General features: G+C 70.0%; 15 protein-coding genes. 6 read left to right on the top strand and 9 right to left on the bottom strand.

Annotated elements, in window-relative coordinates; translation table 11 throughout:
- Positions 1 to 105: 105 nt before the first annotated feature.
- Positions 106 to 1830: a TIR domain-containing protein gene (locus tag C503_RS40335; protein WP_018684414.1), complete on the top strand. Its 1725-nt coding sequence runs from the start codon at positions 106 to 108 to the stop codon at positions 1828 to 1830.
- A gap of 5 nt (positions 1831 to 1835) precedes the next feature.
- On the opposite strand, the gene C503_RS0122140 is transcribed toward C503_RS40335, so the two are convergent.
- From C503_RS0122140 to C503_RS0122130, 4 genes are all read right to left on the bottom strand, one after another.
- Positions 1836 to 3947: a tetratricopeptide repeat protein gene (locus tag C503_RS0122140; RefSeq protein WP_018684413.1), complete on the bottom strand. Its 2112-nt coding sequence runs from the start codon at positions 3945 to 3947 to the stop codon at positions 1836 to 1838.
- Positions 3944 to 4171 (bottom strand): DUF397 domain-containing protein, encoded by a 228-nt coding sequence (locus tag C503_RS48915; RefSeq protein ID WP_084477255.1) that lies wholly within the window; start codon positions 4169 to 4171, stop codon positions 3944 to 3946. Before C503_RS48915 ends, C503_RS0122140 begins: the two co-directional genes overlap by 4 nt.
- 239 nt (positions 4172 to 4410) lie before the next feature.
- Positions 4411 to 5268, bottom strand: a complete 858-nt coding sequence (locus C503_RS0122135) for a helix-turn-helix domain-containing protein (protein WP_026316572.1) — start codon at positions 5266 to 5268, stop codon at positions 4411 to 4413.
- Between the two features lie 241 nt (positions 5269 to 5509).
- Positions 5510 to 6145, bottom strand: coding sequence for a thioesterase II family protein (locus C503_RS0122130; RefSeq protein ID WP_018684411.1), 636 nt, complete (start codon positions 6143 to 6145; stop codon positions 5510 to 5512).
- Positions 6146 to 6399: 254 nt separating this feature from the next.
- On the opposite strand from C503_RS0122130, the gene C503_RS0122125 reads away from it, so the two are divergent.
- Positions 6400 to 7566 carry a macrolide family glycosyltransferase gene (locus C503_RS0122125; protein WP_156893381.1) on the top strand — a complete coding sequence of 389 codons (1167 nt, stop codon included), beginning with the start codon at positions 6400 to 6402 and terminating at the stop codon, positions 7564 to 7566.
- Positions 7567 to 7583: 17 nt separating this feature from the next.
- Here the strand turns inward: C503_RS0122125 and C503_RS0122120 are convergent, their stop codons facing one another.
- Positions 7584 to 8423, bottom strand: a complete 840-nt coding sequence (locus tag C503_RS0122120; RefSeq protein WP_033400918.1) for a LysR family transcriptional regulator — start codon at positions 8421 to 8423, stop codon at positions 7584 to 7586.
- Between the two features lie 121 nt (positions 8424 to 8544).
- Here C503_RS0122120 and C503_RS0122115 point away from each other — a divergent pair, with 121 nt between their 5' ends.
- Positions 8545 to 9822 (top strand): MFS transporter, encoded by a 1278-nt coding sequence (locus C503_RS0122115; protein ID WP_245572561.1) that lies wholly within the window; start codon positions 8545 to 8547, stop codon positions 9820 to 9822.
- Positions 9823 to 9891: 69 nt separating this feature from the next.
- Here C503_RS0122115 and C503_RS0122110 read toward each other — a convergent pair whose 3' ends face one another.
- Together C503_RS0122110 and C503_RS0122105 are read right to left on the bottom strand one after the other, a co-directional pair.
- Positions 9892 to 12270, bottom strand: a complete 2379-nt coding sequence (locus tag C503_RS0122110) for an ArnT family glycosyltransferase (RefSeq protein WP_018684407.1) — start codon at positions 12268 to 12270, stop codon at positions 9892 to 9894.
- 154 nt (positions 12271 to 12424) lie between these two features.
- Entirely contained in the window at positions 12425 to 13633 is a 1209-nt protein-coding gene (locus tag C503_RS0122105; protein WP_026316570.1) for a bifunctional glycosyltransferase family 2/GtrA family protein, read from the bottom strand.
- Positions 13634 to 13880: 247 nt separating this feature from the next.
- Between C503_RS0122105 and C503_RS0122095 the strand changes: the two genes are divergently transcribed.
- Entirely contained in the window at positions 13881 to 14552 is a 672-nt protein-coding gene (locus tag C503_RS0122095) for a response regulator transcription factor (protein WP_018684405.1), read from the top strand.
- Between the two features lie 10 nt (positions 14553 to 14562).
- A complete protein-coding gene (locus C503_RS0122090; RefSeq protein WP_033400909.1) occupies positions 14563 to 15930 on the top strand; it encodes a HAMP domain-containing sensor histidine kinase in 1368 nt (455 codons plus the stop codon).
- A 32-nt stretch (positions 15931 to 15962) separates the two neighbouring features.
- Here the strand turns inward: C503_RS0122090 and C503_RS0122085 are convergent, their stop codons facing one another.
- Positions 15963 to 16448 carry an NUDIX domain-containing protein gene (locus tag C503_RS0122085; RefSeq protein ID WP_018684403.1) on the bottom strand — a complete coding sequence of 162 codons (486 nt, stop codon included), beginning with the start codon at positions 16446 to 16448 and terminating at the stop codon, positions 15963 to 15965.
- A gap of 216 nt (positions 16449 to 16664) precedes the next feature.
- Between C503_RS0122085 and C503_RS0122080 the strand changes: the two genes are divergently transcribed.
- Positions 16665 to 17345, top strand: a complete 681-nt coding sequence (locus tag C503_RS0122080) for a hypothetical protein (RefSeq protein ID WP_018684402.1) — start codon at positions 16665 to 16667, stop codon at positions 17343 to 17345.
- Here the strand turns inward: C503_RS0122080 and C503_RS40330 are convergent.
- Positions 17302 to 19170, bottom strand: a complete 1869-nt coding sequence (locus tag C503_RS40330; protein ID WP_018684401.1) for an elongation factor G — start codon at positions 19168 to 19170, stop codon at positions 17302 to 17304. The two genes, C503_RS0122080 and C503_RS40330, sit on opposite strands and share 44 nt — an antisense overlap.
- Positions 19171 to 19493 lie beyond the last annotated feature (323 nt).

The following is a 19493-nucleotide window of genomic DNA, read 5'->3' as shown; positions in this document are numbered from 1 at the left end:
GATGTCCCAAAACGCTGGCGGCCCTATGATGTGTCCTGTCTGCGATCTCGCTAAGTGAAGGTAGCGGGATGCGACATCCATCGGCCCCTCTGGATTGGAGCTCCGGTGCGACACACTCCCCCCGACGAACCGTCGGTGTTCCTCTGCCAGCTGCACGAACCGGCCACCCGCAAGACCGTGCGGGTGCTCGCCCAGCTGCTGGCCCAGCGCGGCGTCACCGTGGTTCACGACGCGGTGCTCAAACAGAGCAACCCCGCCTCGCTGCCGCAGTGGATGAGCAGCGGCATCGAGCAGAGCACGACCGTGATCTGCCTGGTGACCAGGGCGTTCACCGAGGCGTGCGCGGACAACCCGGACGGCCACCTCGGCACGGCGTTCGAGTGGCGGGCGGTCCTGCGCAAGCTCTACCAGCACGAGGGCGCCGTTGGCTGCCCGGTCATCCCGGTCTGCCTGCCGAACTTCGACCCCGACGACGTCCCGTTCGCGCTGCGCGGCCTGGAGGTCGGGAGGTTCGACCCGGTCACCGGGGAGGGCATCGAGGTGATCCACGCCCGGATCGTGCAGGCGCACGAGTTCGCGCGGGCCGCCAAGACCGGCGCCGCCCCGGTCCGACCGCGCCGCGACACCCGGCCGGGCATCCGGGTGCCCTCACCCGTGCGCAAGCAGCTCGACCGCCTCGGCCAGGTGAACCCGGCCTGCTCGACCGCGCCCCGGCTGGCGCGGGCCTGGATCGACAGCGCGCGGGCGGCGAACGTGCCGCACACCGCCGAGTTCGTCAGGGCGTTCACGCTGATCGACGTGATCGCCAGGCACGCCGGTGATCTCGACCTGCTCGGCGACGTCACCGACGTCTGCCTCGCCGCCGCGGCGCGGGTGGACCTCGACGACGAGACCAAGCAGGCGACGGCCCGCTACCTGATCCGCGGCCTGGCCCGGCTCCGCTACCACCAGGACCGGCAGGAGGAGGCGCTGGCCGCGGCCGAGCGCGGGCTGGCGCTGGCCACCGAGGCGCACGACCTCGGCCTGGAGGCGGACGCCCGGCGCAGGCTCGGCCGGGTGCACCGGGTGCTGGCCGAGATCGCCGGGGAGGACCGGCACGACGAGCACCTGCGCAACGCCCTGGACTGCGCGGGCAAGGCGCTCGACTTCTTCAGGTCGGCCGCGGATAGCAAGGAACGGGCCACCACCGAACTGGTGCTCGCCGAGGTGCACCTGACCACCTACCAGCGGTCAGGTCGGAGCAAGGACCTGCAGCGGGCCCACGAGCTGGGTGACCGCGCGCTGGCCTGCTACTCCGACACCCAGCTCGCCAAGCACCACGAGGCCAACCTGCTCCGAGCCAGGATCGACATAGAAGAGGGCGACTACCCGGCGGCGACCGACCGGCTGGACCATTTGCTCCGAGCGCTCAAGCCCAGGGTGGACAAGCGGGTCTTCGCCGAGCTGCTCGGCCGCGCCTACCTCGCCCTCGCCCGGCTGCACGCGAACCGGCGCCGGTGGCGGCGACAGCCCGCGCGCGTCTCCGCCGCCGCCGCGGAGAAGATCTTCGACACGCTCGGCCTGCCCCGGTTGGCGGCGGAGAGCGAGTGGCTGGGCATCCGGGTCACGCCCCGGGATCTCGGCCTGTCCCGCAACGACATCCGCACCATCGAACGGCTCTGCTTCGACCCGGCCGAGCGGGTCGCGCTGGCCCGTCGCGGCCGCCGGTGGACCACCTGGCAGGGGTTCTGCGGCTGGTTCGGCAGGCGCAACTGGAAGCGCGCGCTCCGGGAACTGCGTGCGGAGAAGGCGCGGGCGTGGGCGGAGAAGCGGGAGAAGGAACCCGTCTGAGCCGGTCAGGACAGTTCCGCGAGGCGGCCCGCACAGCGCTGTGCGTCGCCGACCCGGTGCTGTGCGAGATAGAGGTCGTGGGCGCGGCGCAACGCGTCCGCCGCCTCGGGGTGATCCGCCCGGCGGGCGATGAGCGCGTCCGCCAGATGCTCGACGGCCTCGGCCTCGAACGATCGAGCGCCGAGGACGGCCGCCACTTCCGCCGCCCGGGAGTGGTAGTCGGCCGCGTCGTCGAGCGCGCCGGTGCCCAACGCCAGGTAGCCCAGGTTGTCCAGCGCGACCATCCGCCCGGACGGGTTGTCGTGCTCCTCGCTCAACCGCAACGCCGTCCGGCAGCACGTTTCCGCCTCCGCGTGGACTCCCCGCTCCGCCTGCGCCCGGCCGAGCGCGTTGAGCGCGTGCGACTCGCCGATCGCGTTGCCCGCCGCCCGATATAGCCGGACCGCCTCGGATGAATGGCGGAGCGCCCCGTCGAGATTGCCTTGACGCGCGGCCAGCCTGCCCAGGTCGTGGTGGGTGTGTGCCAGCTCCGTGGGATCGCCGGTCGCGGTGAGCAGGTCCAGCGCTCGGTCCAGGCAGTGCGTCGCCTCGTCGAACTCGTGGTTGCGGGTGTAGGCCCGGCCGAGCTGGCGGAGCGCGGCCGCTTTCAACCCAGGCGAGTCGAGTTCGCTCGCGGCGACCACGCCCGCCCGGGACGTGCTGACGTTCTCCTCCAGGTGGCCACGGCGGTAGTGGTAGGTGTCGAGGAAGCGGGACAAATACCAGACAGGTTCCGGCCAACCACGGCGTACCGACTCGTCCAGCATGGCCATGAGTTGGCGGTGTTCCTGCGTGAACCAGTGCATCGCGTGGTCGGCGCCCGCGAACGTGAGTGGGGCGCAGCCGGTCGGCGGGGATGGCGGTTGGGCGTGGGAGCGGTTGCCGAAGAGAAGTCTGTCGGCGGCGCAGGCGGTGTGCACATAATGGTCGACCAGCCGACGCAGGGCTTCGGTGGTGATCGCGGGTGGTTCGTCCCGGAGCCCTTCGCTCGCGTGCGCGCGCACCAGTGGGTGCATGCGGAACCGCCCGGGAGTCGTTTGGGCGAGCAGGTTGCGTGCCGTCAACGCGTGTAGAAGCCGCTGGGCGGTGCGGGGGGACGAGGCCAGAAGGCTTGTGGTGGACTCGATCGTCGCCTCGGCCGTGGGCGCGCCACCGAGAAGGCGGTACGTGCGTGCCTGGTCGGCGTCGAGACCGGCGGCGGCGCAATCCAGGACGGCGCGCAGGCTGAGACCACCGTCGGAGGTCTCGAAGGCCGCCAGCCTGGTCGGATCGGTCAGCTCGGCGGCGAGGCTGGTCAGCGGGCTCGCCTGGTACTCGGCAGCGCGCGCGGCCAGGATGACCAGCGCCAAGGGGAGTCCGGCGCAGTGCGTGAGAAGTTGTTCCGTCGCCTCGGGTTCCGCGCTGACCGTGTCGGCACCCAGGTACGCCTCGAAGACCTGTTGGGCGGTCGGGGTTTCCAGCGGGTCGAGGCGGACCGTGGTCCCGCCCAGGAGGTCCAAACCGGACAGATGACCCCGGCTGGTCACCAGCACCGCGCAGGACGACGTATTCGGCATCAGAGCGCGCACCTGCTCGACCCTGCTCACGTTGTCCAGCACCAGGAGCGCGGCCCGATCGGCCAAGGTGCTGCGGAACATGGCCTTGGCCGCTTCCTCGTTGTGCGGCATGGCGGCCGGGTCCAACCCCAGCGCGATCAGGAAATCGTGCAGCACGGGCAACATCCGGTCGCCGCGTTCACCAAGATCGACATAGAGCTGGGCGTCCGGAAAACGGGAAAGCCGCGTGTGCGCCCAGTACAGCGCCAACGCGGTTTTCCCGATCCCGCCACAACCTTCCACCGCCAGCACGGCGACTCTCGTTTTGTCCCGCGCGAGATCAAGAGCCGCGTCCAGCCGCGTGAGTTCCCGCCCCCGGCCCAGCAGAAGGTGCGGCGGCGCGGGTAACTGCCTTGGCGTCGGCAACACCGGATTCTCCCCCTTGGTCACGTAGAAGTCCCCGGACACGATGCCTACCTGCACCACCGTGTTCGGCGACACCGAGTGGAACCGATTGTGCACGCTCGCGCGCCCGCCGCTCATGATCCTCGCAGGTCGGAGACGAACCGACGCCAGGACCGGCCGGGGAAGCTCAGATGCCGACCGGCTCGGTCACGTGAGGTTCGGACCTCTGTTCGCGGTTTCCCCTGTGTGAACTCGACACACCCTTGGGCGTCGCCGTTGGCGCCGCCACTTGCCGAACTCTTGACCCAGGATGTCCCGTAATTGTCAACTTCCACCAGAATCGGTCGCCCCGACCATGCCATGTCGTCCCCTTTCTCGCAGCGCAGCAGCCCCTGGCGTGGCGTGTTCCGCAGAGGTAGCGGGAGAGAAGGTGGTTCAGACAGGGGCGTGCGTTGATGACACACCTTGACGTTAGCTGGAGGTGTGTCTGTTTCGCAGCCGCCAAGAGAAGGACGCGTCAACGTCGGACTTGCTCGACAGTTGAGGTTTCCATGTGGAAAGCATCTGTGTGCTGAAAAGTGGCTTCGACACCGAACGGAGGCTAGTCGTTCGACTCTGATACGAGCTGCTGAAGAAAAGTTCGTGAATCCTCCGCAGAAAGGGCGACTTCCTCCAGGTGTTCGAATGCGGACGCGTAACTCTCTATTTCATCGTCTCGGTCGCGGACCATGACGTCGCGCAACGGTTCCTCAAGGATGAGAATCCGAGTGGATTCCGGCTCCGGGAGCTCGATGATCGAATATGATCCTTTGAGGCCGATGTGACCGCCCGAGGTGAACGGAAGCACGCGAATGGAGACGGTCTTGATCCGGCTGCGCTCGATGAGCGATGTCCATTGGCCCCGCATGGTTTCCTGGGTGCCCACGTATCGACGCAGCGTTGCTTCGTCGAGGATGAACCGCAGCTCAGGGCCGGTGTCGGTGATGATCTCCTGGCGCCTGCGACGGATCTCCACGCCTCGGCGGACTTTCTCCTCAGGATTTCCGTAGGAAGACATCAGCGCCTCGGAGTAGGCCGAGGTCTGTAGTAGTCCAGGCAGTGTGAGAGATTGGAACTGACAGATTCGAACCGCCGAGTTCTCGTATCCGATGAAGGTGTAGAACTGCGGGTCGAGATAGACTTTGTATTTCGTCCACCAGGCGGGTTTGCGGCTGGCTCTGGCCTCATCCACCAACTCGGCGACCTTGGCGCCATCGGTGACATTGTAAAGGTGAAGCAGGGCGTGTAGATCGGTCGTGCCGATGTTGGAGTTGCCCCCCTCGACGCGCAGTACCTTGCTGGCTGACCATTCGAGTCGGTCTGCCACGTCTTTCTGGGTCAGCCCGACCGCTTCGCGAAGTCTGCGTAGCTCGGCGCGCAGGCGCCGCTGATGGACTATAGGTGTGTCGCGCTCGCTCATGTTGTCATCTTGCCACATAGCTGTCTGCTGCCTTCATGGTGGGATACGGCAGCATGATGGGTAGCACAATGCGGTCCGGCACGAACGAGCGACCTGGGCCGACCGGTGGTTCCGTTCGCAAGGTGAACTCTTCGATTGCGCAACGTGATGTCTGAGAATAGCTCAAGATCCGAATGGCGGAATTACTCCACCTTCGGGCCAAGCCTGGTCGCCGGATGTGACGACCAGGCAGGCCGGGTTCTCAGGAGACCAGGTCGGCGAGCCAGGCGTCCAGGTACTCGTCGTGGCGGCCGGGGAAGGTGTGCGCGGCGAACGGCCCGTCGGTCGTCAGCTTCCAGTCGGTTATGGACTGTTCGGACACCGGGTCCGCGCTGCCCACGGCGGCGTGGACCGGGGAGTCGAGCGAGGTGGTCGGCGGGGTGAACTCCGCCAGGAGACGGAGGTCGTGCATCGCCGCCTTGGTGACGATTTCCCTCCAGTCCGGGGAAGGAACGCTCCCGAGGAGGTCGGGGTCGATGGCGTTCAGGTACTCGGCCGTGTGTTCCGGGCTGTCGGCGACGCCCTCGGGCACCGACAGTCGGGTCGGGGCGGCGGCGGCCGCGACGGCGAGGGTCGAGATCTCGGTGCCGGTCTCGCGGAGGCGTTGGGCGGTGGCGTAGGCGACATAGGCGCCGTAGCTGTGGCCGACGAGGAGTGGGTGCAGGGCCTGGGAGGCGCGGATCTGGTCGGCGCAGGAGTCGACCACCTCGGTGAAGGAGTCGGCGGGGGTGCCGAAGTGTGGGCCGAAGCGGCCCGGGTATTTGACCGGGGTGGTGGGGGTGCTGAACTCGCCGCCGAAGGAGCCGGTGCCGGGGAAGTAGAAGACTGCGTGGGACATTGTGTTCCCTTCGCGTGTTTCTCTCTGGGGGCAGGGCAAGGTGGGGGAATCGGACGGTACCGAGGGGCGGTTGTAATATTCTTGATGTCCGGGTGTTGCGTCCGGATCGACCGGATATCCGGGGGTCGGCCTCGCCGAGGTTACCGAGTGGTCGGTGAGACGCGCGAGGGTACTTTGCTCCGTTCAACCTTCCTTTGTTAGGACAAGTGGTATCCGCCGCCCGTACCCGACGAAAGGCGGGGGCCGGAAATACAGTGGTGGCGGGCGCGAGCCTGACTCTAGGCTGCGTTGTCATGCCGCGCACAGTGCTGTTCGTGACGCTGATGGGGTACGGGCACGTCAACCCGACCCTGCCGATCGTCCGGGAACTGACCAGTCGCCATCATCGGGTGCACTACGCCACCAGTCCCGAACACCGCCCGGCCGTCGTGCAGGCCGGGGCCGAATGGGTGACGCTGCCGTCGCCGCCGCCGTTCACGCCCGCCGTGGGTGACATGCGTCGGATCCTCGTGACCTGGTTCGAGTACTACTTCTCCGTTCAGCGAATCGCCTATCCGCTCGTGCGGGATTGGTGCGACGCGCACCAGCCGGACATCATCTGTTACGACGGATCCAACTGGTACGGCCGCCTCGTGGCCCGGGTCCTGGGCATCCCGGCCATCCGTCTGCTCCCGCACCTGGCCTCGAACGACCACTTCTCGCTCGACCTTGGCCTCACCCCGGCCGACCCCATGCTGCGCGACCTGGCGGCGGAATGTGACCGGTTCGCGGCCGAGTACGAGTTGTCGTTCGACGTCTCGGATGTCTTCGACGCGATCGACGAGCGGAATCTGATCTTCGTGCCCAGGGAGTTCCAGCCTGCGGGCGAGACATTCGATGAACAGTTCCGGTTTGTCGGGCCTACCGTCCCGATGGAGCCTGCGGAGCAATGGTCGCCGCGAGAATTGGATCAGCCGCTGGTATATATCTCGTTGGGCTCCGCCATTACCGATGCCGACTTCTATCGTGCCTGTATATCGGCGTTCGAGGGAGCCGGATGGCAGGTGGCGATGACGGTCGGGGATGTCGAGATTGGGGATGTTCCCGAATTCGTCGAGATCCGCAGCTCATTTCCGCAGTTGGCCGTGTTGAAACACGCGTCGGTGTTCGTCACGCACGCGGGGATGAACTCGGTGATGGAGGCGTTGTACAACGCGGTGCCGATGGTCGCGGTGCCGTTCACGCCCGAGCAGGAGATCAATGCCGAGCGGGTTCGCGAACTGGGGCTGGGGGAGACCCTGGGGGATGTGGAGCAGCTGGTGGCGGTCGTGGAACGGGTGGCCGAGGACCGGTCGATCCGGGACAGTCTGGCCGCCATGCAACGAACGATCCAGGCCTATGGCGGGGCGGTCGAGGCCGCCGACGAGATCGAGCGCTGCTGACCGCCGAGCACACAGGATCAGCGGGTTCGCAAGAGGTCCTGGAAGGGCTTCAGTTCCGGGTTGGCGTTGTCGTTCCACGTCATCGTCACCGTGGTGCTGAAGTCCTTGTCCGGTAACGAGAGAGTGCTGACATCCAGTCCCCGGACGGCGGTCTCGGGTAGCAGCGCGCACCCCATCCCGGCCGCTACGCAAGCCCCGAGGGTGCCGATGCTGTCCAACTCGGCCACCAGGCTGGGCAGCGCGCCGAACGTGCTGTCATACATCTCGCGGAAGCCGCAGCCGGGAGCGGTGGACAGGAAGGGCTCGTCCGCCAACTCGTTCAGCGCAACCGATTCGCGACCGGCCAACCGGTGATCGCGCGGGACGACGATCACCAATGGCTCCACGGCGATGACCTCACTGTGTGCCAGATTCTCCGGTGCCGACCCGAACGTCAGACAAAGGTCCAGTTCCCCCCTGCCGACCCGCTCGTAAAGCTCCCCCCGATTCCCCTGGCTGACCACCACCCGCGCATCCGGCCGCACCTCCCGAAATCGGGCCAACACCCCCGGTAATCGGTGCGTCGACAACGTCTCCAGCGCACCAACCGCCAACGCCCCCGGTACGCCCGCGACGGCGGCACGGGCCTCGTCGGCCAGCCCGATGATCCGCTCCGCGTACCCCTGCAGGGCCGCGCCTGCCGAGGTCAGCCGCAGGGACCGGCGGGAGCGGTCGAACAGCTCGGCCCCGAGGTCGCGCTCCAGGGCCTGGATCTGTTCGCTCACGCTCGACTGCGCGAAGTGCAGCTCCTGGGCGGCCCGGGTGAAGCTCATGGTCCGGGCCACGGCCGCGAAGGTCCGCAGCTGGCGTAGTTCCATCTCGTTCTCCCCAGGGTCGATCACGCATCGGCCGGGCCGATAGGGCGATCGGCAGCTCCCGTTTCCCATCGCTCGGGTCGCGGCGCAGGATCGTCGTTGTCAGCCTACCCGAGGAGAATCGTTGTCCTTGCCCGTGTGCGCCAAGACGGGACATGTTGGTCGACCGAGCCGGTTTCTGTTGCTCGGCCTGTCACTCGGCTACTTCATGGTGTTGTTGGACACCACCGTGGTCACTGTCGCCTTACCCGCGATCGGGGGTGACTTGGCGGGCGGAATCGCCGGTCTGCAATGGGTTTCGAATGGTTATACGATCACTTTCGCCGCGTTCCTGTTCACGGCGGGAAGGCTGTCGGACCGGTATGGCGGGCGCCGCGTCTTCCTGGTCGGGGCGGGCGCGTTCGGGGTGCTGTCGGCGTTGTCGGCCGCCGCGTCGTCGATCGGGATGCTGGTGGTTCTGCGGCTGCTGCTCGGGGCGGCGGGTGCGTTGTTGCTCCCCACCTCCCTCGCGGTGATCACCACGGCCTACCCGGCCCCGGCGCGGACGATCGGGAACTGGGCGGCCATTACCGGGCTCGCGTTGGTCGCGGGCCCGGTCGTGGGTGGTGTGCTGGTCGATCTGGCGGGCTGGCGGTCGATCTTCCTGGTGAACGTGCCGATCGCTATCGGGGGATTGGTGCTCACGGCCCGATTGGCGCCGGAAACCGTGCGCGGGAAGAGCGGGACCGATGTGCTGGGGCAGGGTGCCGCGATCGTTGTGTTGGGAGCCTTGGTTTACGGGCTGATCGAGCGTGACGTTGTCGCCTACTGCGTGGCTGCGGGAGCGGCAATGCTGTTCCTGATCGCGGAGCGGCGGGCGGGTGCGGCTGCCTTGTTGCCGTTACGGCTGTTCGGTCGCACGTTCAGCGCGGCGCTCAGCGGGGGATTGCTGGCCAACTTCGGGTTGTCGGCCGTGTTGTTCGTGCTGTCCCTGTATTTCCAGGAGACGCTCGGCTACGAGCCCTGGGCAGCCGGGTTGATGTTTCTGCCGTTGACGATTCCGACCGCTGTGAATCCGGTCTTCACCGGGCGCTTGGTGGGGCGGGTCGGACCGAGGATCCCGGCGACGATCGGACTCGTGTCGATGGCGGCGGGCGCGTTGCTCATCACCGCAACACCGTTGCTGGGGTTGTTCGTGTTGGGGCTGGGAGTCTCGTTCGCCCTGCCTGCTCTGGTAGCGGGGGTGGCTGCGGCAGTGCCCAAGGAACTGGTGGGGATCGGGGCCGGGGCACTCAACGCGGCTCGGCAGGTTGGGGCGTCGTTGGGAGTGGCTGTCTTGGGGGCCGTTCCGTCGGCGACAGCGTTGCCTGTGTTGGCAGGCGTGCTGGGGCTTGGGGCACTGGTAGCGGTGGTGGGCCTGTAAGGGTGACCACGCGCGTGTGTGGACCGGAGGAGGAGGGGCGGGGCCCACACGCGCGTGGTCGGCTAGGGGTTAGTGGCATTCATAGAGGTCGAGAGCCCCCATAGGGAACGGAGCGGCCTGTTGTTCGGTCGAGCCCCCGTAGGCGGAAGTGGGGATCTTGGTGCAGTTGCGCTCGATCCACTGTTGCCGTTCCCGGGCCGCGCCCATGCCGCCGCCGGGCATGGGGAAGCCGCCGCCGCCCGAGTTGCTGAGCACGAAGCGGAGCATGCCGTGCTGGGTCCACCAGGTGAGCTGGTCGACCGAGGGTGCGTTGTCCGCCCCCATGAAGCCGCCCATGCCGATCACCATGCGGTCGGAGTCGATGATGTAGGCGGAGGCGCCCATCGCCCCGCCGTTGACCGCCAGGGTGATCGCGGCGCCGTCGCCGTGCGCGACGGCGTAGTCCAGGATGCGGCGCTGGGTGTCGGTGAGGTGCGCGCCCCCGCCCGGACCGAAACCGCCGGGACCGCCACGGCCCGACATCCCACGGCCGGACGCGTCGCCGTTCGGCGTCCCGCCGCCGGGCGTTCCGCCACCAGGCATGCCGCCGCCGGGGAAGCCGCCCCCCGGGGTGCCGTTGCCCGGTGTACCGCCGGGGAAGCCCCCACCAGGGGTGCCGCCACCCGGGACGCCGCCGGGGAACCCACCGCCGGGAGTGCCGTCACCGGGGAAGCCTGCGGACGGGCCACCAGGGGTACCCGGGGCGTTGCCGCCGGGAGTCGAGTCGTCACCGGGGAAACCGCCGGGGAAGCGGCCGCCGCGGTCGCCGCCGGGCATCGGGCCGAACATCGACGAGCCCGCGGCGGGCATCACGCCGTTGTCGGTGGCCGCCGCGGCCGTGCCCGCCGACCAGACCGCCGGGACGAACAGCACCGCCACCAGGCCGACCAGCCACACGACCCGGCTCGCGTACGCGGCCAACAACCCGATCACCGCGAAGGCGGCGACCGCGAGCACCGCCCACCGGGCCCACCCGTGCCAGTCGGGCTCGCGGGCGGACAGGAAGTACGCCCACCCCGCGGTCCCGGCGACGGCCAGCGGCAGCAGGAACCGCGCCGGACCGCTCGCCGTGCGCAACCGGACCAGGGCCACGGCGCACAGCGCGGCGATCGGCGGGGCCAGCATCGTCGTGTAGTACGGGTGCCAGATGCCCTGCGCGAAGCTGAACACGAACGCCGTCACGACCAGCCAGCCGCCCCACAGCACCCAGGCGGCCCGGCCCGCGCGGTCCACCGGCACGTCCTCGCCACGCCTGCGCGCCAGCACCCCGCGCACGCCCAGGACCGCCGCGACCACCACGATCGCCAGGGCCAGCGGCAGCAGCCAGGAGATCTGCCCGCCGACCGACTCGTTGAACATCCGGTCCGCGCCGGGGGTCTCGCCGAACCCGCCGAACCCAGGCCCACCGCCTGGCCCGCCTGGCCCGCCTGGCCCGCCTGGCCCACCGGGTCCGCCAGGGGCACCGATGCCCCCGGGACCGCCCGGGACCCCGCCGGGAACGTCGCCGAAGCCGCCCTGGGGCAGGTCGAAGCCCGCCGGGGGCCTGCCTGGGGACATGTTGCCGTCCCCGCCGAAGACGCGGCCGAAGCCGTTGTAGCCGAAGATCAGGTCCCAGGCGGAGCCGTCGGTGCTGCCGCCGATGTAGGGCTTGTCGCCGCGCCACAGCGAGTGCAGCGCGACCCACCAGAACGACGAGGCGATGAGTACCGCACCCGCGGCGAGCACGTCCACCACCCGCCTGCGCACCGGCGCGGCCGAGCCGACCCAGTAGGCCAGCACGAAACCGGGGACGATGATCCAGGCCTGCATCATCTTGGTGAGGAAGCCGCACCCGATCAGGAAGGCGCACCCCAGCAGCCACCGGGTCCGCGACGTGGCGGTCTCCGCGTGCACCGACCGCGTCAACGCGTAGGCGGCGGCGACCAACAGCAGCACCAGGAGCGTGTCCGGGTTGTTGTCCCGATTGATGGCCACGGTCACCGGCGTCAACGTGAGGATCAGTGCCGCCACCAACGCGGCCTGCTCACCCGCCCACCAGCGGACAGTGCGGTGCAGGAGGAACACCGCCGCGACACCCTCGATGACCTGGGGGAGCAGCAGTGCCCAGCCGTGGAAGCCGAACAGCTTCACCGCCAACGCCTGCGGCCACAGCGACATGGGCGGTTTGTCGACCGTGACCACGCCGTACGGGTCGAAGCTCCCGAACAGGAAGTTCGTGAAGTCTCCGGCCATCGACTTCGCGGCGGCGGCGTAGTACGTGTTGCCCAGCTGCCCCGCGCCGATGTTCCACGCGTACAGCACCGCCGCGAACGCGCAGATCGCCGCCAGGGCGCCCGCCCGCCACCAGGTGCGGGGCGTGCGCGCCGGGGGTTCGGGAGGCGCGGGCGCCTCCGTTGCCGCGACAGTCATTTCTCGTCCTTTCCTTTCGCACGGGGCATCCAGCCACGCACCAGCATGTTGCGCCGCGCGGCGCCGGGACAGTCACGCGGGCTCCGGACCCGTGGCGACTCACTGAGTTGCCACGCCCGGCAGGCCACCGCGTCGACGCGGATTGCGGGAGTGGTCATTGTCGCCGTCCGCGGAACACCCAACGACGCAGCAGCAGGAACCGGCCCGCTGTGCCCAGTACGGAGGACGCCAACAGCACCAGCAGTTCCAGCGCGCGGGTCGGGTTCGGGTCGGCACCGTGCAGTGCCAGCAGCGCGGCCGAGGTGAACGCGTAGTAAAGCCCGAATACGACGAAACCCTGCAAGTGGGTCCGCCCGCGCGTCTTCTGCACGGCGGTGAAGGTGAACCGCCTGTTGGCCTCGGTGTTGAACAGCGTCGTGAGCACCAACGCGACCAGGTTGGCCACCAGCGGCGGCCACCACGAGCGGAACAACCCGTACAGCGCCAGGTTGGCCACGGTCGAGATAGCACCCACTACCGCGAACGACAGCAACTGCCACGACAGCGCACCCTTGCGCCGGGCAAGAACCGCGTCCGGGTGTGTCGCCCGCGGATCCGGACGACGCGGCAGGTTCGGGACCAACGCCGCGCCGGACGCCTTGGCGCGCGCCACGCGGATCATCCCGCGCAGGTCCGCCATGGCCGTGCCCACCACGTCCACCCGGCTGTCGACGTCCTCCACCCAGTCCACCGGCACCTCGTGCACGCGCAGCCCGTTGTGTTGGGCCAGCAGCAGCAGCTCCGTGTCGAAGAACCACGCGTCGTCGTGCACGTGGTCCAGCAGTGGCCGGACGACGTCGGTGCGCGCGGCCTTGAACCCGCACTGCGCATCACTGAACCGCGCGCCGTGCGTCAGCCGCAGCAACCGGTTGTAGACGCGCGAGACGAACTCCCGGCGCGGGCCGCGAACCGTGCGCGCGCCGGGAGCCAGGCGGGAGCCGATCGACAGGTCCGAGTGTCCGGTGACCAGCGGCGCTACCAGCGGCAGCAGCGCGTCCAGCCCGGTGGACAGGTCGACGTCCATGTACACCACGACCGCCGCCGTGCTCGCCGACCAGGCCTCGCGCAGCGCCAGGCCGCGGCCCTTGCGGTCGAGGTGGCGCACCCGGACCCGGTCGTACTCCCCGGCCAGCCCCTCGGCGACGGCGAGCGTGCCGTCGGTGCTGGCGTTGTCGACCACGACCAGGGTCCAGTCGTACGGGAAGTTCGCGGCCAGGAAGTCGTGCAGCACGCGAACACAGCCGGGTAAGGCCCGCTCCTCGTCGTACACCGGGATCACGATGTCCACTGTGGTCAGACCGGTCGTGTCTATAGTGGATCTCACGGGTCGTCCGGTCGCGTCGACGGACACCAGGTTCTCCCTTCGGCGGATCCGACCGGGGGGCTGCGGGTCGGTCGTGGTCTTCGGTCGTGCCCCACGGTGGCGTGCGGCCCGTGAGAACGACCTTGGCGTCGGCTGAGAGAAGCGTGAGAGCCGATCACACCCGGTCACCTGGGAAAACCGAGCGTGCCGGGAATGCGCGGAGGCCGGTTAGCCTGGTGCACCGGCGAGAGACGGGAAGTGGAAGACGATGCGCCTGCTGGTGGTGGACGACGACCCGGACGTGCGGGAAAGCCTGCGGCACAGCCTGGAGTTCGAGGGGTACGAGGTCGACACCGCGGCCGAGGGCGGCGAGGCGCTGCGCCTGCTGGCCGCCGACCCGCGTCCCGATCTGGCCATCCTGGACCTGATGATGCCCGGGGTGGACGGTCTGGAGACCTGCCGCAGGCTGCGCGGCGCGGGCGACCGGCTGCCGGTGCTCATGCTCACCGCCCGGGACGCGCTCGGCGACCGGGTCACCGGCCTGGACGCGGGCGCCGACGACTACCTGGTCAAGCCGTTCGCCCTGGAGGAGCTGCTGGCCAGGGTGCGCGCCCTGCTCAAGCAGAACCGGGCCAGGCAGACCCCGCAGCTGCGCTGCTACGCCGACCTGCGGCTGGACGCGCGCACCCGCGAGGTCGGCCGCGGCGAGCACCGGATCGAGCTCACCCCCACCGAGTTCGACCTGCTCGCGGTCTTCCTCGACACCCCCGAGCGGGTGCTGACCCGCCACCAGCTCCAGCAGGCCGTGTGGGGCCGCGACCCCGGCACCAACAACCTCGACGTCTACGTGGGCTACCTGCGCCGCAAGACCGAGGCGGGCGGCCGCTCGCGCCTGCTGCACACCGTGCGCGGCGTCGGCTTCATCCTGCGCACCCCGTGACGGATCGGTCATGAGACAGCGGGAACGCCGGATGCTGTTACGCAGCCGGGTCACCATGAGCACCGCGATCGTGGTGGCGGTGGCGATCGCGACCATCAGCACCACCGCCTGGTTCACCACCCGGCACCACCTGCTCGCCCAGCTGGACCAGACGCTGCTCAGCCGCGTCCCGCCGCCGGGCGCGCCGAAACCGCCGGGCATGCCGCCGCCGGACTTCCGCTGGCTGTGCGGCGGCTCCAACGGCCGCGACCTGCGGCACCTGATCGACGGTATCCAGCTGCTGCGCGCCGACGGTCAGAACTGCGCACCACCCGGCGCCGACCGGGTCGTGGTGCTGGACAGCGACCGCGCCGGGCGCGCCGACACACTGCGCGACGGCCGCACGGCCTCCGGCGCCGCGGTGCGGGTGCTGGTCAACCCGCTGCCGCGTGGGGACGTGCTGCTGCTCAGCCACGGCCTGGCCGAGGTCGACGACACCCTGGTGGGCCTCGGCCGGGTGCTGGTCGCGGTGTCGCTGCTGGGCGCGGTGCTCGCCGCGGTGGCCGGGCACGTGCTCACCCGCCGCGCGCTGGCCCCGATGGAACGGCTGACCAGCACCGCAGAGGAGATCGCCCGCACCGAGGACCTGCGCACCCCGGTGACCGTGCGCGGCCAGGACGAGGTGGGCAGGCTCGGCCGCGCGTTCACCCGGATGACGACCGCGCTCGCCGAGTCCCGCCGCCGTCAGCGCGCGCTGGTCGACGACGCCGCGCACGAGCTGCGCACCCCGTTGACCAGCCTGCGCACCAACGTCGACCTGCTCGCCCGCAGCGAACGCGTGCGCCGCCCGCTGCCGCCCGCCCGGCGCGCGGAGATCCTGGACCGGGTGGGCGCCCAGGTCCGCGAGTTCGGCGACCTGGTCACCGAGCTGGTGGTGCTGGCCCGCGACGAACGCGAGCTGCGCACCGAACGCGTCGACATGGCCGTCGTGGTCGAGCGCGCCGTGCACCGGGCGCGCAACCGCGCGGGCGACCGCGCGCTGGAGGTGCGCGGCGTGCCGTGGTCGGTGGTCGGGGATCCGGTCGCGCTGGAACGCACGGTGCTGAACCTGCTCGACAACGCGATCAAGTTCTCGCCGCTCGGCTCGACCATCACCGTGCGGTCCGGCCGCGGGCGGCTCACCGTCGCCGACGAGGGCCCCGGGGTGCCGCCCGCGCACCGGGAGGAGGCGTTCCAGCGGTTCTGGCGCGCGCCAGACGCCCGCGCGTTGCCCGGCTCGGGGCTCGGGCTGGCGATCGTGCGCGACACCGTCGCGGCGCATGGCGGTGCCGTCCGCTTCGTCGACCCGCCGGGCGATGTCGGCGCGGTGGTCCGGGTGGACCTGCCGGTCGCGGACTGAGCGGACCGACTGGCCCACAACGGAAACGCGAATCACTCTCGCCTGGTGTCCCGGTCGCATAACACCAGCGACCCGGTCTCCAACGCCCGGAACGCCGCCTCGATGCGCCGGTGCAGGCCGCCCCTGGACAGCGCGCGCACCTCGTCGCGGGTGAACAGCCCGACCGAGCGGATCTCCGGATCCGTCGGCCGCAGCGCGCGCACCTCGGCCGCGGGGATCACCCCGCCGTCGAACACGAACATCAGCCCCTCCGGCATCACCCCGCGGGTCGGGATGTGCTCGATCACCAGCAGCCTGCCGAGCTCCCGGGTGATCCCCAGCTCCTCGGTCGTCTCCCGGACCGCCGTGGCCCACGGCGACTCCTCCGCGTCGACCGTCCCGCCGGGAAGTTCCCAACTGTCCTTGTAGGTCGGTTCCACCAGCAGCACCCGCCCGTCGTGGTCGCGCAGCAGCATGCCCGCGGCGGCGCGCTTACGGGGCAGGGAGGCGGCGTACTCGTCGTACGGCAGAAGGTCCACGGGCCCGCAGGCTACCGGTGACCACCGACCCGCCCGCGATGATCTCCCGGGTCGGCCGCCGTTCCGGACCGACCACTCGCTCGGAAAACTCGACGTGACCGGGAAAAGCCGAATTCGCTCGATGGTGTGCTTGTCGGGAGTTCGCTCCGAGAGCGGGCATATCGTGGACAACCGAAATGCCGCCGGGACCAGATAAATAGACAGGATGTGGCCCCCATGAACACTCTCCTGCGATTCCTGATCACCGCGACCGCCGCAGGTGCCTGCCTGACCGGAGCGGCGCCGCTCGCGGAGGCCGCCACGGGACTGTTCATCTACTACGACATCGATGGCGGCCTGGGCATCGTCGACCCCGACGACGACAGCTGCTACCTGCTCGGCAACACCTACCGCCAGGTGCAGAACGACACCGACCGGTTCGCGGTCCTCTACAGCAGCCCCGACTGCTCCGGCCGCACCGCGCTCGTGCTGCGCCCGCACACCACCCAGCCCGCGCCCGGGTACGCGTCGGTCGTGTTCCGCAGGGGACCGTCCCGCAAGTGCCCGCCGGTACTGGACTGGGCCGCGCCGGTGCTGCCCGACTCCGCCCCCGCCGACACCCCGCCTGCTGACACCCCGCCCGCCGATGCCCTGCCCGCCGATGCCCTGCCCGTGGACACTCTTGCCGTGGACACTCTTGCCGTGGACACCGCTGCCGAACTCCCTGTTGCCGATGCCCCTGTCACGGACGTTCCTGCCGTTTACGTCGCTCCCGCGGATGCCGGTGTGGGCGCGGTCACCGTCTCCGCCACGGACACCGTCGCCGACGGCATGCCCGTCGTGGTCGCCTCCGCCGACCTCACCCCCACCGGAGTCACGCCCGCGGACGGGGGGCCGGGCCGGGCGCATCCCTGCTGACCGAACGGTGGCCGAGCGGGTGCGTGGTGAGCGAGCCCACGCCATTGGTTAGCCCTGGCAACGTTTTCGCCAGTTCGCGCACCCGCGCCGTCGCCAGCGTCGTCGACACGAACACGGTGTCCGCGTCGCCGCGCGGCGGTTCCGGCAGGCCGCCGAGCCGCACCACCGCCGCCAGTACCGGGGTCAGCGCGTCCGACGGCACCACCAGTTCCACCCGGTCGACCGGCTCGCACACCGCCGTCCCCGCCGACCGCAGCGCGTCCGCGAGCAACAGCGGGGCAAGACCGCGAAAGTCTCCGGCCGTGGTCACCGGGCTGAAGTAGCCGGTGTGTGTCACGGTGATCCGGCAGTCCACCACGCGCCAACCGTGTGGCCCGTCGTCCAGCGCCGCGCGCACGCTCTCCTCGATGGAGGTGAAGAACGCGCCCGGCAGTGAACCCCGCTCCACCGCCAGCCGGAAGTCCACACCGGACCCCGGGTCCACCCGCAGCCCCAGGGTCGCGCAGAACGGCAGGCCGTCGCCGATGTGGTGCACCGCGTGCCCCGAGCCCACCACCCGTTCCACACACACCGCGCGGGTCGGGGCGAACCGCGCGGTCACGCCGAACTCGTCGGCCAGCCGGTCCGCGATGACCTCCCGCTGCACCTCGCCGTAGAGCGACACGACCAGGCTGCCCGGCTCGGGGCCGCGCCGGACGTCGATGAACGGGTCCTCGTCGGACAGCGTGTCCAGTGCGGCGAACAGGGCGGCCGGGTCGGCCGAGGTGACGACGGTTTCCATTGTCGGCAACCGGAAGGCGCGCGGCCGGGCGGTCGCGGACGTGCCCAGGTGGTCGCCCACGCGCAGCCTCGGCAGCCCGCCGATGCGCGCGATGCCGCCCGCGCCGACCCGACCCGGCGCGCCGGTGGCGTCGAGCACGGTGGTGACCCGTCCGGACTCGCTCACCACGCCGTTTGCCCGGTGCCGCAGGTATTCGACCCGGTCGCGCGCGGCCACCGTGCCCGAGAACAGCCGGGCCACCGCGAATCGGCGTCCGGCCGCGTCCCGTTCCACCGCGAATACCGTTCCCGCCAGCGGATTCCCGGCGGCCGTGGGATTGCCGCACGGCAACAATTCCACAATGGCACGGAATAGTTCGGCGGTACCGACGCCGGTGATGGCGGAACCGAACAGCACCGGAAACACGTGTCCCTTTCGGGTCTGTGCTATCAGCTCCGCCCGCAGCAGCTCCGGGTCCAGGCCATCCACATAGGACTCCAGTACCGCGTCGCTGCGCTCGGCCAGCACCTCGGCCGCGTCCTCGCCGAGCGGCACGGTCACCACCGAGGCCGCGCGGGTGCCCGGGTCCGCCGGTCGGTTCAGCGCGATGACGGTGGAATCCAGCAACCGCCGCAGTTCCGCGAGCAGTTCCAGGCCGCGCGCGCCCGCGCGGTCGACCTTGTTGACGAACAGCAGCGTCGGCACACCGACCGCGCGCAGCGTGCGCATCAGCACGCGCGTATGCGCCTGCACGCCTTCCACGGCCGAGATCACCAGCACCGCGCCGTCGAGCACGCCGAGCGCGCGCTCCACCTCGGCCACGAAGTCCACGTGCCCCGGCGTGTCGATCAGGTGCACCTGGTGGTCGCCCACGCGCAGGCAGGCGACCGCGGCGCGGATGGTGATGCCGCGGCGGCGCTCCAGCGCCATGCCGTCGGTGGTGGTGTCCCCGCCGTCGACCGACCCGAGGCGCGCGATCGCGCCCGCGTCGAAAAGGAGTCGTTCGGTGAGGCTGGTCTTACCGGCGTCGACGTGCGCGACGACGCCGAGGTTCAGCATGCGCATCCGGTGGGAGGTCCTTGTATGCGAGTGGGCGGCGGCTGCTGGGGCCTGTCGTCACTCGGCGCATGGACCTCTCCTCGTTCTCGTGATGCGGCTGTCGCGGCACCCTAGCCGGCTGGCGGCGTGCGTCGCAGCCGATTTTCGGCCGGGAAAGCGACCAGCCGGTCCGGTCGCCTGGGTGACTCAGGCACACGGGCCGTCACCCATCCGGACCTAACGGAGGAATCCGTCGTCCTGGCGGGTCTTCTCGCACGTCACAGGCTTGTCCGGGGGCGGTCCGGGGGAGTCTATTTGGCCCCTGGGACCGATTGGTGTCCCCACGGCCC

It is taken from the genome of Actinokineospora enzanensis DSM 44649, from assembly GCF_000374445.1.
GTDB lineage: Bacteria > Actinomycetota > Actinomycetes > Mycobacteriales > Pseudonocardiaceae > Actinokineospora > Actinokineospora enzanensis.
The sequence above is the reverse complement of the archived record's forward strand: the minus strand, read 5'-3'. Positions and strand labels throughout refer to the sequence as shown.